At 41.1% G+C, this 16,402-nt stretch carries 8 protein-coding genes and 2 pseudogenes; 5 read left to right on the forward strand and 5 right to left on the reverse strand.

Annotation, left to right across the window (positions count from 1 at the left end):
- Positions 1 to 116 precede the first annotated feature (116 nt).
- From ACFE90_RS13975 to ACFE90_RS13990, 4 genes and pseudogenes are all read right to left on the reverse strand, one after another.
- A complete protein-coding gene (locus ACFE90_RS13975) occupies positions 117 to 455 on the reverse strand; it encodes an acyl carrier protein (protein ID WP_335186904.1) in 339 nt (112 codons plus the stop codon).
- A gap of 54 nt (positions 456 to 509) precedes the next feature.
- On the reverse strand, positions 510 to 1,493 hold the full coding sequence (locus tag ACFE90_RS13980) for an acyl-CoA desaturase (RefSeq protein WP_335186906.1): 984 nt from the start codon (positions 1,491 to 1,493) through the stop codon (positions 510 to 512).
- Positions 1,494 to 1,649: 156 nt separating this feature from the next.
- Positions 1,650 to 3,380: pseudogene (locus ACFE90_RS13985) on the reverse strand (fatty acyl-AMP ligase); the annotation flags it as partial.
- Between the two features lie 285 nt (positions 3,381 to 3,665).
- A pseudogene (locus ACFE90_RS13990) lies at positions 3,666 to 4,291 on the reverse strand (IS630 family transposase); the annotation flags it as partial.
- Positions 4,292 to 4,838: 547 nt separating this feature from the next.
- Between ACFE90_RS13990 and ACFE90_RS13995 the strand changes: the two are divergent.
- Positions 4,839 to 5,972 carry an ISAs1 family transposase gene (locus ACFE90_RS13995; RefSeq protein ID WP_375501428.1) on the forward strand — a complete coding sequence of 378 codons (1,134 nt, stop codon included), beginning with the start codon at positions 4,839 to 4,841 and terminating at the stop codon, positions 5,970 to 5,972.
- A gap of 492 nt (positions 5,973 to 6,464) precedes the next feature.
- On the opposite strand, the gene ACFE90_RS14000 is transcribed toward ACFE90_RS13995, so the two are convergent.
- A complete protein-coding gene (locus tag ACFE90_RS14000; protein WP_375501420.1) occupies positions 6,465 to 8,327 on the reverse strand; it encodes a protein kinase in 1,863 nt (620 codons plus the stop codon).
- Between the two features lie 288 nt (positions 8,328 to 8,615).
- On the opposite strand from ACFE90_RS14000, the gene ACFE90_RS14005 reads away from it, so the two are divergent.
- The 4 genes from ACFE90_RS14005 (at position 8,616) to ACFE90_RS14020 (ending at position 16,163) form a co-directional block, all read left to right on the forward strand.
- Positions 8,616 to 10,154, forward strand: a complete 1,539-nt coding sequence (locus ACFE90_RS14005; RefSeq protein ID WP_375501422.1) for an NACHT domain-containing protein — start codon at positions 8,616 to 8,618, stop codon at positions 10,152 to 10,154.
- Between the two features lie 11 nt (positions 10,155 to 10,165).
- Complete coding sequence (locus ACFE90_RS14010; protein ID WP_375501424.1) at positions 10,166 to 10,471, forward strand: fertility inhibition FinO-like protein; 306 nt, start codon at positions 10,166 to 10,168, stop codon at positions 10,469 to 10,471.
- Positions 10,472 to 11,145: 674 nt separating this feature from the next.
- Complete coding sequence (locus ACFE90_RS14015; RefSeq protein WP_375501426.1) at positions 11,146 to 12,534, forward strand: hypothetical protein; 1,389 nt, start codon at positions 11,146 to 11,148, stop codon at positions 12,532 to 12,534.
- Between the two features lie 377 nt (positions 12,535 to 12,911).
- A complete protein-coding gene (locus ACFE90_RS14020) occupies positions 12,912 to 16,163 on the forward strand; it encodes a plasmid replication protein, CyRepA1 family (protein ID WP_375501430.1) in 3,252 nt (1,083 codons plus the stop codon).
- Positions 16,164 to 16,402 lie beyond the last annotated feature (239 nt).

Here is a 16,402-nt window from a genome sequence, read left to right on the forward strand (position 1 = left end):
CAAAACCCAGCATTAGGTGCAAACCGCCTCACGCTCACCCGTTAACCGCACGCTTATTGTCAAAAAATGCTGAGGAGGTATATGCCTCACCAATTTTGGAGAGTTTTTCCCAAGGCTTACACGTTTACTTTCAATTCCTCAGCTAAATGCCGCGCCAGAGCCTTAATAGTGGGGTAATCATAGAGTAAAGTAGGATCAATTTCACATCCAAGCCACTCCTCTAGGTCACCACTCAGACTTACTGCTGCTGAGGAATCTAGACCGTAGCGCTCGAAGGGAATCGTCACATCAATCTCATTTGAGTTAATTTCCAGTTGTTCTGCCAGATAGGAGACAAGCCAAACTTGAATTTTTGTTGCAGTCGGCGGCTGCTCTTGTGCTTCCTTTCTAGCATCGGCGTTGTTATTCTCAGAAATCGTAGGCATTTGGTTGACATCAATATTTTGTATTTCCATTGATCGTGCCTCTAGAGGTTTAAGTAAGACGTTTTTTAATACAGCGGCTTCCAGTTAAGCTAGACGATTTTTTTTGGCTTCTTTTTTCGCTTCTATCATGCCTAGGGTGGGAGACTTAACATCTGAGGCTAAACCAATCTTTTCAAGAACTCGAATTACCCAGTAACCGAGGTCAAATTGCCACCATTCGAGTCCGAACTTTGCTGAGTTTGGAAAAGCATGATGGTTGTTGTGCCACGCTTCGCCACCAGTGGGAATGGCTAGCCAGATATTATTTGTACTCCAATCGCCTGTATCAAAGGGGCGGGTACCAAAAATATGGGTGATTGAGTTAATGCTGTTCGTAGCCGTGTATGTGAAGAACAAGCGAACAAGACCACCCCACACGAATCCTGATAGAACACCCATCCAAGTTTTGGTCAAAACTCCGCCTAACAGAGCAGGTATGACAAGACCCAGAAGTACCGAAACGTAGTAAAGCTGGTTGACTTTGGAGATGACAGGATCTCGAAGCAAGTCTTTGGCAAATAGAAAAGTATTAGTGATTTCTTGGGTTAACGTCCAGCCAACGTGAGAATGCCATAAACCCTGGAGAAAACCTAGCTGTTCATCATCCTTGACATATGGAGAATGGCTATCCCCAGATTGATCGCTAAACTGGTGATGACGCCGATGAGTACTCACCCAAAAAATGATAGGACCTTGGCAAGCCATAGACCCCAAAATGGCAAGTGTAACTCTAACCCAAGTATGTGTCTTGAAGGTACAGTGCGAAAAATGCCGATGAAAACCCACAGTAATACCTATCATGGTCAAGACGTACATACAAATCAGCAGGCCTACTTCTATTCGACTAATTCCTGAACGCGAAGCTATGGCAATTGCTATTACCATTCCAATTAAAGGAATTAATACACTAGCAAAGGCATGAACCAGTTGTGCAGTTTTCAGGCGATCGCTTTTGATTGTTATTTTCTGCTTATGAGGTGAACTCACAAGAGCTTCATCTGTTTTTATGCTATCTAAATACATCTTCATTAATTTATTCTTATGGCTTTTGAGTATGAACAACCTTTAATTTTCTGGCATAGTTTTTATTGCTTGCGTTTCTTGCAGTTGTTGCAATAAAGAATCAACTTGACTATCCAATTGCAAGAATTTCTTTTTGCTCTCAGGATTCTCACTCCAATCTTATACTACATCTAAACTTCCACTTATAAAAGCAGATCGACAAGCATGACGCTGAATTTTATTACTGGAAGTTTTACAAATAGTGCCAGTCCGAATCAATACCGCAGCATAAACCTGTAGACCATGATGCGTCGCTACGCAGTGACGGATATTTCCAACTACCTCATTCACATCCAGTTTTCGCAGGTAAGAGTGCTCCACTTCTTGAACAACTACCAGTCGCTCTTCGCCCTTTACCTCTACCGTAAAGACTGCCCCGCAACCAGCCCGCAGTGCTAGATGACTCCTTTCTACCGTCAGTTCAATGTCTTGGGGATAATGGTTTTGCCCTCGGATGATAATCAAATCTTTGAGTCGCCCTGTGATGAATAACTCGCCATTGAGCAAAAATCCCAAGTCTCCCGTCCGCAGGAACGGTTCGGACTCTGTGTCTAGCAGTTGCGCTTGAAAGGTTTGCTTTGTTTGCTCTGGTCGATTCCAATAGCCTTGTGTTACACTCGCACCTGATACCCAAATTTCACCTATCTCATTGGATTTACAGCGAGTCATTGTTTCGGGATTAGCAATGACAACTTTCATGTCTTGCAAGGCTTGACCGCAACCAACCACTGTTTGGCTAGCGGAATCCTCCTTGCTAACTGTAACTATGCGATTTTGCTCTAGTGCTTCTTTTTGAACGGTTTGTAGGATTGGCCGGGCGCTTGCATAACCACCAGAAACAATAAGGGTCGTTTCTGCCATGCCGTAACACGGGTAGAATGCCTCGCAGCGGAAGCCACAAGGTGCAAAAGCTGCAACAAAACGCTCTATAGTTTCGGCACTGATCGGTTCGGCTCCGTTAAAAGCCACTTGCCAGCGACTGAGGTCGAGAGTCGCTCGCTGTTCGTCCGTAATTTTGTTTACGCATAACTCGTAAGCAAAGTTAGGTCCGCCGCTGGTAGTGCCTTTATAGAGTGAAATTGCCGATAGCCAGCGCAAAGGTTTTTTTAAGAATTTTTCCGGTGACATAAGTATGACTGGAAATCCACCATAAAGGGGCTGTAGCACATTCCCAATCAATCCCATGTCATGGAATAAGGGCAACCAGCCTACAACTATACTTTCTTGTGTATGCTGGAATGCTGTCTTAATCATTTCCTGGTTGTGCAGCAAATTAGCATGACTTACCATGACTCCTTTCGGTGTCCCTGTAGAACCAGAGGTGTACTGGAGAAATGCCAAAGCGTCGCTACTTATTTTTAAAGGCTGCCAAGAAAGTGCAAAGTTGTCAGTAAGATTTTCGGTAGTTACATAATACAAAGTTGCTAGTTCTGGTTCTTGTTTAAAACTGTGTTCAATATTGGTAAGAACAGATGTTGTTGTCAGGGCAAAACTAGCTTGGGCATCTTTGACAATCGCTTGCAGTCTTGCCATGCGCTGATTACGGCGTGGTGGATATACGGGAACAGCAGTAACACCTGCGTACAGACATCCGAAAAAAGCTTCAATGAATTCCAGTCCAGGCGGATATAAAAGCAACGCTCTTTCTCCAGTAGCTTTCATGCTCTGTAAGAAAGCAGCAAGCGATCTGGCTTTTTGATCTAATGCTTGATAAGTTAAGTTAACTTCTTGTGCTTCTCCATCAATTAAAAAAGTATATCCTACCTGGCTTTGTTGCTGTAGTGCTCTTTTGCGTAACAGGTCAACTAAAGTTGCTTCACCACGAGTTGGTACTGAAAATAAATTTTTGTCCATCAATGCTCCTACCTTGTTATAAGCAAGCATTAGTAAAATTTAAAATCTTTGTAGAAGCTTGAGTGAGTTTTTATCAACACCTTGAGTTTCGTGTAAGTAGGTGGGCGGGAAAATTTATAACTATGTAACGAAAGTTTAACCAGAATGATTAGATTCAAATTTTACACGTCGTGTACTGTAGTTACCTTTTTCGCCCCTAGCTTTAACGCCATCAATCACGGCGTAAGCGAGGTCTAACTCATCATCAAATATTTGCCCACATAGTTCATTTTTCTTCAGGTGTTGCTACTCCAATTCAATAGGGTTCATTTCGGAGCAATATTCGGGTAAAAAGAAGATGTACAAACCCATCTGTTCCCATTTTGACCATAGCTTTTGTACTTGTTTACATCGGTGTATAGGCCCGTTATCCTGCACAATTACCTTAGTACGTCCCGTTCTTTGGGCATCAGCCGCTTCTTGCTCCATTATTTGGATATAAGACTTGCAGTTAACGCCTCCGATCACCAAGCCATAAACAAAACTGATCAAAGGTTGAAGAAAACCGATAATGTTTAGTCTGCGACCACGGCATTTTGTTTGTTCCAAACGTTTTTGCTCACCTCTAAAGTAATAGGTGTAGCCTGATTCACTCCACAGACAAAACCCTGATTCATCTAGATACTTTAGGTCTATTTCTCCGGTAGCAGCAGCTAATTGCAACATATCTAAGTCTGCTTGCTTTTTTTCCCGTATTACAGGATTTTGTTTTCGTTTATGACTTTTTCTGGTTCGTTTCCAAATCACCCCCTTTTTTTGAGTACCCGTCTTAATCTGTCAGGACTCAGTTGAATTTGGCGATCGCCAAGAAGTTTTTGAGCTAATTGAAGACTATTGTATGTGCGTGGTTCTTTTTTAAGGCAAACGAATAATCTAACTTAATAGTTAGAGTGTACTAAAATATTATTTTACAGCTTGTCAGCATTATAATCAACTGTTGCTATAAAATATCCCACTTAGGGCTTAGGCAACGTTTTAGGGCGTTGCATAAATGCGGGGTGAATCAGTTAGTCCTCCAGGGCAAACGCATCTAAATATTGACGAGCCTGAATCAGGGTGAAATACACCAAGACTCAAACCAAATAAGGCTTTCAGGAAATTAAATCTCACTAATTATGGAAATGATAATCATTACGAGGGGGGAGTTAGAGGCAGCCGACGGCTGCCTGAATTTTCATGGTCAGTTCTCAAGTCACTAAATAGCGTAGGTTTTCTCACAGTCTGATTCTCAATAGTTTTAGATTAATGACTAGGAATCACGAGAAGATCAGCGCAAAGAAAAACTCAATTTATGCGATCGCTAACCGACACTCTTTGACTTTTACAGATGTTGTGAAAAGTCAGGACGGCTGCTTGTCAAAGAACGTGGTATTCTCACATTTATCAGAAAGAAGAATTACGTTCTCCCAGCTCCTCTCTATGAAGCTCAAACCCAAAATTACCATTGCTGACCACTTTGCAGTGATACAAGATCCACGAATAGATCGCAGGAAACGACACAATTTAATTGATATCATGATGATTGCTATCTGTGCAGTGATTTGTGGAGCGGATGGTTGGGTGGGAATAGAGACTTATGGTTGTGCGAAGTATGAGTGGCTAAAAACATTTTTAGAACTCCCGAATGGTATTCCGTCACACGATACTTTTGCGCGAGTATTTGCACAAATAAATCCTCAACAGTTCCAGTCATGTTTTCTTGATTGGATAAAATCCATACAGAAGCTAACTAATGGTGAAGTTGTTGCAATTGACGGTAAAACTTTACGTGGTTCTTATGATCAAAGTAGCGCTCAAAGTGCAATTGTGATGGTGAGTGCGTGGGCAACTGTGAATAAATTAGTCTTGGGACAAGTAAAGGTAGATGAAAAATCGAATGAAATTACAGCAATTCCAGAGTTGTTAAAGGTATTAGAACTGTCTGGATGTATTGTGACAATAGATGCAATAGGCTGCCAAAAAGAGATTGTCAAGTTAATTACACAGCAGAATGCAGATTATGTAATTACATTAAAAAAGAACCAAGGAAATCTTTATGATGAAGTTGAAAAATTATTCCACTTAAGTATAAATACAGGTTTTCAGGGTATTCAATGTAGCACCTATAGAACAGAAGAAGTAGGGCATGGTCGTCATGAAATTCGCAATTATTTAATGTTGTCTGACATTCCAGAGCGGCTTGACCCAGATTCTATTTGGTTAAAATTAAATAGTGTTGGTATGGTAGAGTCTGTGCGAAAAGTAGATGGCAAAACAACAGTTGAGACTCGTTATTTTATCAGTAGTATTGAGAACAATGCTAAACAGTTTGCTAATTGTGTTCGCAGTCATTGGGGAATTGAAAATTCATTGCATTGGATATTGGATGTCGCTTTAAGAGAAGATGACTGTCGGATTAGAAAAGATAATGCTCCACAGAATTTTGCACTATTACGACAAATTGCAGTCAATCTTTTAACTAAGGAGAAGCGTGTCAAACGTGGAATAAAAAACAAACAGTTTCTTGCCACGATGGATGATAACTATTTAGCAAGAGTTTTAGCGTTAGCTTAAAATAGTATATCAAAACTTGAATTGAAATTTTTGCGTGGAAGTTTCACTTGTCTGGAAGAAAAGCATACTTTTCTGTACCGCTCAATGAGTTTTTTTAGTATTAATATATAGTGATTTATCTAGAGATAAGCTAATCTATATTGTTGAAATTTTAAGGATTTATTTTATTTATAATTGTAGCAACTTGTAGGATTATCTATGTCATTTTCAAATCTTTTTTAGTTTTTGTTAGTAAATAAGATGCGTTCGCCCTGACTAATCACCTTCCCATCAACATTCTTGCACTGACGCAAGGCTATGAGTTGAGATTGCCCCCATACACTATTAGAACTTGAGACAACTAGTGTTGATATTGATGCGAGTGCTACAATTTGAACCGTGAATATTTTTTTGACTATTGCACTTGTCGAATTTTGGAAAGTAAGCATCAAGATTTTTGTACAGCTATTTGCTAGTTAGTAGCATACAGCAAACAGGCAATTAAAAAAAGACTTAGGGCGAAGATGGCGTCACAAACTCTCCCAATAAACGCTTTAATATTTGCAATCTCCACTGCTGAACTTCTAACTGATTAGACTCGGCAATCAAACAGATTTCCCAAGTCAGTCTGGCGTCGTTAATTTCACCTAATGCTTCTTGCGCTTGCGCTAATAAACAGTAAGCATCTGTCCTGGCATCCAGCTTTGTTGATTTTTCCAAGTCAGCCTTCGCCTCGGCATAACGCTTTAACTCTAATTTTGCCCAACCTAAGTTTTTGTATAAAGTAGATTGTAATTTAATATTTTCAGTTTTTTGTAAGCCTGATTTAGCTAAAGCAATTGCTACATTATATTTCCCATCTAAAATCTTCAATCTTGATAAATTATTAATGGCTGGGATTGCTTCTCTACTCATCTCAATGGCTAAGTTATACTGTTTTTCTGCCAAATCATACATTCGTCTATCATCATAAAAAAGTGCTAATCCAAAACGTGATTCCCAATTATCATGCTTTAATTTGAATGAATTCTCATAATTCTTAATTGCACAGTCATCTTCGTTTAACTGCTGGCAAATAAAAGCTAAATTAGTATAAGCATCTGCATCATAGTTATTGTATTTAATTGCTAATTCATAATATTTTTTAGCTAACCCAAGGTCTTTGGTGCTACGAACAGCTTTATCAAAGTAAAAACTTGAGATAGTACGATTACTCTGAGGACGAATTTTTATAGCCCAGTAAAAAACATCTTGTGCCCTCAGAGAATTATTTGCTGCTTCTAACTTTTCTCCTTGAGTTACTAAATAGTTAGCTGCTAGAGGTATAGATAGAAAGACACCCCCAACAAATCCCAAAACCATCAATGTATATTTGCTATATTGAAAAACTTTAGAATTAGCTAATCTATAATTTTTAATTTGCTGAGGTAGTTTTTCTAACCTCTGCAAAATGACTCTAGTTGTTTGCGGACGCTGCCCTGGAAGGAGAGCCATCAATTCATCAAGAAAATCAGCAAAGGGTTTGTCAATATGCGGTGCTTTATCTCTCCAAATTAGCGTTCCTGTTTTTTGATCTGTTGGTAGATTACTTAGAGGAGTTGCAGTAACTAGATTTACAAAAGTCCGACCCAATGCGTAAAAATCTGATTGCGGTACTGCTTGACCATTAATTTGCTCCAAAGAAGTATAATAAGGCGTAACAACAGATGTAACTTCATATCGTCCTCCCCTACCTTTATCAGTTCCCCCACTTCCACTAACTTTAGCTAAGTAAGTATTAGTCAATCGCCGCGCAGTACCAAAATCAATTAATGCTAGTTGACCGTTTGGCTGAAGAACTATATTAGAAGGTTTGATGTCTCGATGGAAAAAATCGGAACGGTGTACTGTATCAAGAATTTCAACTAACTGTTTAAGCCATTCTAATGCTAGAGATTGTGAAATTCGCTCATTAGATTCTATCCATTGCTCCAAGTTTTCTCCCTCAAATTTATCCATAACTAAGCAATGTAATATTAGGCGACTATTCTTAGGGACAAATGTGAAAAAGTCGTCCACAGTGCTTTCGGGAATATTAGGATGCTGAATCAGTTGCAAAGCCAGGGATTCATGCTCGATCAACTTAACTAAATTAGGAGTATCCCATTTCAGAACTTTCATGACTCGCCGCTTACGACTAGGATTCCATTGAGTACCAGCGTCGTCTACTTCAAAAACTTCAAAATAATTAAACGGGTTATTAGCAAGCTCTCTCAATGGTTCAACTAAGCGAATACGGTCGTTAATAAGCAGCGAAGTACCACACGACAAGCAGTTTTCAATGTCATTAGGATTTTGACGGTTATCGCAAAAAGGATTGATACAATAGCATGACATATTTGAAAAACTTATATAAAGCAGATGAGAATTGACTCTTGTTGTGTTAACTAACTCACTAAATATTTCACTGCTAAGTGGCTCACTAACTGGCTTACAGGCATAAATTCAGGCATATTCAGGACTTAGTAACAATATTAGAAATTTGTATGCTACTCCTGCGAAAATAAGCAATTACAAACGGAAAAGCCTAGTATGATTATGTGTGTTATGACACGCTATTAAAATAACTCTAGTTATGGAATTTGACTTAAAAATATCTATTTCTCTATTGGCACAAGCATAGTCATGGATTTTAATGCTGGACAAAAGCTGAATTTACCACTACTAAATCCTTCCCTGTCTTCGGCTACCATAAGAGGATGGAACTTTCCTGAACAGAATTGTTCCAAAACAGTAACTTTTGAAGAAGCCTTGATTGTAGTAGACGATTTAGTATTTACTAAGATAGGTAGACGTTTATCTGAAGCTGAAATCACTGTCCTGAAGGGAACATGGAATGATTGTGATTACGAGGAGATAGCGGAAAACTCACCTTATAGTCTTAATTACTTACAAAGGCGTTTAGCTCCTCAACTATGGGATGTACTGTCCGCTACCATTGGAAATGGTGAACGGGTTTACAAAAAGAATCTCCGGAATTTTTTAGAACTAGTAACCCACAAAAAGTATCATACTCAACCAGCACCAAGTGTCAAGCAAGTAACCCCTGCCGACAACTCTCTACAAATTATTGGAAGTCAACCACCTGATATATCTAGCTTTTACGGACGGGTGCAGGAGCTGGCTGATTTAGAAGAATTAGTAACCAAGCAGCGTTGTATTTCACTAATAGGAGTGCCAGGAGTTGGTAAGAGTGCGTTAGCTGCAAAGTTAATAGCAGCACTTAGCGTAAAATCTCAACCTAGATTTGATTACTTTTTCTGGAAATCAGTGTCTCATGCACCATTAGTTCAAGACTTAGTAACTGAACTGATAGAACAAATACAAACTGTAGAACCCTCCTTAAACTTCCCTGAGTATACCCAAGGAAGGATTACAGTGTTGATTAAGCAATTGCAATCCCGTCGCTGTCTACTGGTATTGGATGAATTTGACGCATTATTCCAGAAAAATAACTTTGATCAACGGTTAGAGTATGAAACGTTTTTTCGTCGCTTACTGGAAGACCAGCACCAAAGCTGCTTGGTTTTAACTGGCCGAGTTTTTCCTAATGAATTCGATAGTTTAATAAGGGCTAAACGATCTATTCAGTATCTCAAAATTAAAGGCTTAGATACAGATGCTGCAATGCAGCTTTTAACTGCCCAAGGATTAACTAATCCACAAAAGTGCCACGATTTGATTAAAACATATAGCGGTAATCCATTGGAACTACAAACAGTAGGAGAACGAATTAACTATTTTTTCGGTGGTAGTACTGAAATATTTTTTGAAAACCAAACTACATTTGTTAGCAGTGAGCTTGAAGCAATGCTCGATCAAATGTTTACTCAAGTGTTAAGTAAAATCCAGAGGAAGATTATGATTTATTTAGCAAATGAAATAGCTTTAAATTATCAATCCATTAGTTTTTTTAAGCTATTAACTAATATAAATCAAACAGATAAAGCATCTTTGTCAACTTCAGAGTTAGTCAAAGCATTAGAAAAACTTGAACGCCTGTCATTACTAGAAAGTATTAAACATCCAATTACAAAAGAAATTACTTTTACTCTTCAACCAGTAATTAAAAAGTATATTTTGACAGATCCACAAGGGTTGGTACATACATCTGATACTTTACCAACATTAGCGATGCCTACGGCGGCAAGCTACGCATCTTAAAAGAGGTAGCTATGATTGCAAGAAAACTAGAAATCACAATTAAAATCAACGAACTGCCACAACCCAAGACCGTAGAGAACGCTTGGCAGCAGTTTGACCTAGACTGTGACGGACGCATCACAACAATCACAGTTAAACCAAAGATTTACAAGAAAATGACCGATGCTGCCAGTAATTATCCACAGTGGGTAGTAGCGATTGCTGACAAACTTGGTCAGTCAACTGAGCTTGGGTTCGTGTTAGAAGAATCCAACTTACAAGTTTTTGAGCGCAAGCCCAAGGCAGAAACAACCTCTGCCTTCGGTGCTGCTTCTTGAAAAAGTGATTACCCAACTAGGGTAAGCTGAAACCAATAGTGATAAATATGGAGGAGTCAAACACAAACATTGCAGAATCTCGTTAAATACGGAAAGACCACAAGTTATGTAAAATCAAGCTAATTGAAAGGAGGTATGGAGGTGAAGATACAACAGTACGAGAATTTAACGCACAAAGGCGCCACTAAGGAGTAGCGCTTTGTGCGGGTCTTAAATTTCATATAACCTCAGAGCGGGGTTATCTCACGAAAACCAAAGCAGTGGTACTTAGAAGTTTGACCGCTTTTATCCACTGACTGGTCAGACGAGATTGAATCCGCTACTTCTCGTATTATACGAGAAGCCACACGAAACGCACCAGTTTTATGTGGCAGTTTTTGCTGTCAAAATTCATAATTTTCTGTAAAGTTAAGTTTGATTAAGAAATATCCCGAATTTCGTAGCAAAAAGCAGTAGCAGCGCGAATAACAGTTACCAGTTACCAGATACCAGTTATCAGTTGGAATTTACAGTCCTTGATAACTGTTAACTGATAACTAATACAACCCCCTCTGAAGCTTGTCAACCAAGTTATCAGGGAAAAATATCGTGAAAAATGACTTATGCCCAATACACCTTAGTCTCGGGGTTAAGGTGACATCAAAATTTTTTTCTCTTCTTGACAGGAGAGAAATATGCTGACAGTAGATAGAGAAGAAACCAAATCAGCACTTCATTACGATGATCTTAACAGCAGTATCAAAGACACCTTCGCTACCATAGAGCAATTTGAGTTGCAAGCAGTACAACTCTGTCGCGTCATGCATGACGAGCGGATGTACAGAATCGCTGGGTACAAAAACTTTGAACAATATTGCCAAGGCGAATTGCATGTATATGGCGGCTATCGGCGTATAAATCAACTCTCAGGGGCATCAAAAGTTATTGTTGCAGCAGGGGAGTTGGGGTCACAGATTAAAAATGAGCGCCAAGCCCGTCCTCTTTTGAGGTTAGCTAAAGAACCTGAAAAACTTATTGCTGCGATAAAACTGGCTTTGGAATTAAACCCAGACCCTAGTGAATCAGATTTCGCAGTTGCCGCAAATACAATTGCTCCAATGCCACGAGGAAAAAATAAATTCCATCAGGAACCAATGGTTCCGAAAAATGCCATCACAATTTCATCACCAGAACATCCCCGTTATGGGGAATCGGGAGTGATTTGTGCAGACGCACCGAATAATTCGCAGCAGATTGTGACTTTCGCTGATGGTGAAAGGCTGTTGGTAAACAACACTGATTTGGATGACGCAATTGTGTCCGAATCGACTGAGCGAACTTATCCACCAGAGTACTCCGAAGCGATTGCGGCACTTAAAGAGCAACATAAGCTTGAGCTAGAGCGCCTCTCTCAGGAATTGAGGATTGGACTACAAGCAGAGGTGTCAGCTAGAGCCGAAGCCCAAGTAAGTGAGCAAATCCAATCTCTGCAAAACCTGTACAAGCAGCAAAAAGAGCAAAACATCCAGTTGCAGCAGCGCTTAGACGAGATGGAATCGCTACGGCAGCTTGAAACTGAGAACCAGCAGCTAAAAGAGCGCATTCGGGATTTGGAAAACGCTTTTGAGCCGCATCAATTACAAGACTGGGAGAATACTTACACTAAACTTCAAGCTAAAGCGCTAAACAAGAAGGTTCAGGAACCACTGGAGAAGACAATTGATTTGAGAACTCTGGCAGCCGAACCGCCCAAAGAAAATGCGACTGAATGTCTGCGCCTCATGGGTATGGCATTGAAAAACCTAAGCGTTGCCATGAACAATACCCAAGCTCTTGAGGCGGCGGCTCTCATTTTGGGTACTAGTCCCACACAGTCTGCCATCGCAACAAGGACGGAGCAATTACAACTATTACCCCAGGCGGTTAAGGAAATTAGGCAAGTACTTGCACGTATTGAGTTTACATGGCTTGACTTTTGGGCTGTGGCTGAGAAATACGAGGTGATAAAACCTGACTACTGGGCTGAACTTACTACCTTCGAGACTGATTTAATCACACAAGCCCGAAAAAACAGTGATAACTGATAACTGATAACTGATAACTGATGACTGATGACTGATGACTGCGGCAGAGGTGCTGTTTGTCGCCCAGATTGTCATGGAAAAATTTAGGAAAAAATGTGAATACAAATAAAAATGTAATTAAGAGTGGCAACTTTGAGCCATTCGAGCCTAAACCAGATTGCAAGGTATCAGTTGAGCAGAGGGAACACCCAATTGAATATCCAAACAATCTCACGGCTGCCCAATACCATGAGTTGTTAGCTGGTAGCGCCATTCATCCGGCATTGATTAAGCGCAACTTTTTCCATGTAGAGGGAGAATCAGTTTATGATTTCCTGTTCATATCTGATAAAATCCCACGCAAGAATGCGGGTCGAGTCACGGATGCATACATAAAAATGTATCAGCATCTATTACTGGGTGGGACGTGGATTCAGTCACTTGACCCATTCAAGAACTGGCAACCGATGGAGTGGGGAAGGATTAAGCCCAACTTCCCGCGCTTTGATTGGCACTCCTGTAAACCAGTTAAATACGAGTCACCGCCCAAAACCCCCAACCGCGTTACCTACTTTGATGTGGCTAACCCCATCTGGGACAAAGTTGCAAAACGCTATCTAATTAAGCGCTATCATTCACTTTTGGCGCTACGCTTGCTGGATCAACTCAATCCGCTAATATTTTGGGAGTGGGTAAAACAGCATCCAGAGATTCCGATTATCTTATGCGAGGGTGAGAAGAAAGCCGCTTGCTTGCTCTCTTTGGGGTTTGTAGCGATCGCACTCCCTGGAATTTGGAACGGGCGCGTGGGCAAACAAGATTTTGATGAACGGTTGCATCCTGACTTAGTACCAATGGCTCAAGCGGGGCGCAAGTTCATTATATTATTTGATTACGAAACAAAAGCTAAAACCAGGTGGTCGGTGTTTCAAGCCACTGTTCGTACTGCAAAAGCAATCGAATCGGCAGGTTGCTTTTGTGAAGTTGCATTACTGCCGGGGCCAGAAAAAGGCGTTGATGATTTCGTGGTAGCCAGGGGTGAAGATGCCAATGTTTTGCTAACTGCTCTAGTAGACGATGCCAAATCACTCAAAGATTACCAGCGCTCCTATCGGGCGAAAAAATGGGGGTTAAGCAAGTACCAGCCGGATGTCACTATTAATATCAAGTATCTCTCTGAGGCTTTGTGCATTCCTGAACTTGAAGAAAAATGCAATTTGCCTGAGCTTTATGATCTTGAAAAGGAACAACTTTTCACACCATCTATAAAAGGACATCAAAGAAACAAGGAGTCTACCAATTCTGGCGGAGTTGATTCATCCAAATCAAAGAAATCCCCTACCTTCAATTTTCCCAAATCAGGATTGGTTGTACTGTGGAGCGACATGGGTACAGGGAAAACTGAACTTATGCGCTGGTGGCGTGACCAAAACCCCGACGCTCGGTTCCTCAACAACGGGCATCGCGTCAACCTGCTGAAGAATTTAAGCGATCGCCTGAAAACTGCGATGTATTCAGACTTGGGTTACACAGGTTTAGCTCAAGCCCAAGCTCTTAGTATTACCATTGACAGCTTGCATAAACTCAATACGCAAGCGCTGATTTATGGCTGCATATTTATAGATGAGGCTTGCCAATACCTTACCCACCTACTACACAGTAATACGTGTAAACAGCACCGTGCAGCAATCTTGGAGGTACTGGAATATATAGTATACAACGCACCACTGGTTGTCCTTGCCGACGCACACATGGATGACCTGACAGTGGACTTCTTTCGGGCAATGCGACCGCATGGTGAAATTCCTTACATCGTCAAAAACGAATGGAGAAATGGTTCACGCACTATATATTGGTACGAAGGCAGCAATTCAAGCGCCTTAGTTGCCCAGATTTCGGCGGCACTAATGCAAGGTCTGAAAGTTATGGTTGCCAGTGACAGTAAACGTTTCATCAAGAAACTCGAAAAGTCTTTTACTATTAAGTACTCTAAACCTAACTCTGACCAATCAAATACACCACAAAAATGGCGCATCTGGTCTGTCCACTCCGATAATTCCGGCAGTGATGAAAACGTCGCTTTGATTAAAGATATCACCAACGCCGTCAAAAACTTTGATGCTTTGTTCACCTCTCCCAGTCTCGGTACTGGGGTTGATATTTCTGAGTATCATTTTGATTTAGTGTTCGGTGTGTTTCACGGCGTTTCCCAAACTGCTACCGAATGTGCCCAACAACTGTACCGCTATCGTCCAAAAGTCCCGTTTCATATTTGGGTGGCCCCACGTCCTCCGTTTGGTTACAAGGATACCAATGCTACCAAGATTAAAGAGCGCTTGCTCCAAACCAATGAAATGACCGCTTTTCTGTTGCGGATTGACCGTCAAACAGGCAAACGCGGAGCCGAGAAAGATTGGGCGCTTGAGGCTTACTGCCAAATTATGGCTAACCGCCACTATTCTCTCAATAATCTGCGTGATGATTTGCGTGAGCTCCTCACCGAAATGGGCAATACCTTTATATGTGTGGGAAACGATTCAGATCCTCAAGCAAGAGAAAGTCTAAAAGCAGCAGCACAAGCTTTGGATAGTGCCCACAATTCGGCTGTTGCCAAGGCTAAGAATATTACTTTGAGTGAGTACCGCGCCCGTCAGAGCAAAGATTACCTTGACCCTAATGAAATTTTTGAATGTGAAAAGTTCCGCATTTCTGATTCTTATGGCATCGAAGTAACCGAATCACTCGTAGAAATAGATAAAGGTGGCCGCTTAATAAGAGCGATCGCCGGACTTGAGGCCATTTTAGCAGAACCTGATGAATCAATTGTTGACCCCAAAACTGGGCGAAGTTATCCTACCCCACCAACAATTGTCACCCAAAAAGACCGCAACGAGCGGGACAATTTACCTTTGTGCATCGACTGGGGCAATTACTCGGCACGGTGGCTGGCGCGGTTTAATCTGGGGCTGCATGAAATTCTCTTAAGTTTAATGAGGGGTGATGAAGTTACCGCCGACGATTCCACCTTACTCAAGATGAGGGAGATCGCTATACATTGTGCTGCTCACGTTAAAGCAATTCTTGGTTTTACTATTCCCCTAGACTGTAAACCTATTTGGTTGCTGGGCACAATGGTAGAGCAGCTGGGGTTAAAGTTGACCTTCCGTAAGCAGGGTAAGCGGGGTCAACAGGTAAAGCTTTTCTCTTTATCTAAAAAGGAATTGGGATTTGCTCAAGAGGTAATTGCTCATCGCGTGGCAAAGCGTAATCAAAAAGAAAATCGAATCTATTGCGCTCCCCAAACCCCTGCTGTATATAGCGTAAACCCTAATCAGCAGTCCGTATCCCCCCCCCCCTTTAATGCTATAGGTAACTCCCATTCAGGAGGGGAGGATACTACCGATTCTGAACCGCCTCCGACTGATTGCACTACCCTACTTCATTGTGTGGAAATACTTCGCTCTGGTATAACCTTGGGGGTTGAGGCGATTAAAGGCATTCTCAAGCGATGGGCTGGGGATTTGCGTTGGGAGACTGTGCTGGAGTTGGAAGCGATCGCGGCAAATGAACTGCGTAAGCTTGAGGCTCAAGTACCGGAATTTTACCTGTGGCTTGATGAAGAGGTGTTGCCAATGGAGGGGGCTGGCTAGGTTAAAAATCTCCCTGGCATGAATTGCAGTTTTTCTGTTTTGTTGACGGTAGCAATTGATGCCACTGGTTCCAATTTGTGCTGTATTTTCACAAGTCATGCAAAATGTCAAAGATCCATCAAGTTTAAAGCGCTACTGTCATTAGGTCTAGCCTTGAGATAGCGATCGGTGATGGCTAAATTGGCATGAAACTATCCCACTAATAAAAAAGTATGGTAATCTACTTCTCAACAAGGAGG

This window comes from uncultured Nostoc sp., from assembly GCF_964245445.1.
Lineage (GTDB): Bacteria > Cyanobacteriota > Cyanobacteriia > Cyanobacteriales > Nostocaceae > Nostoc.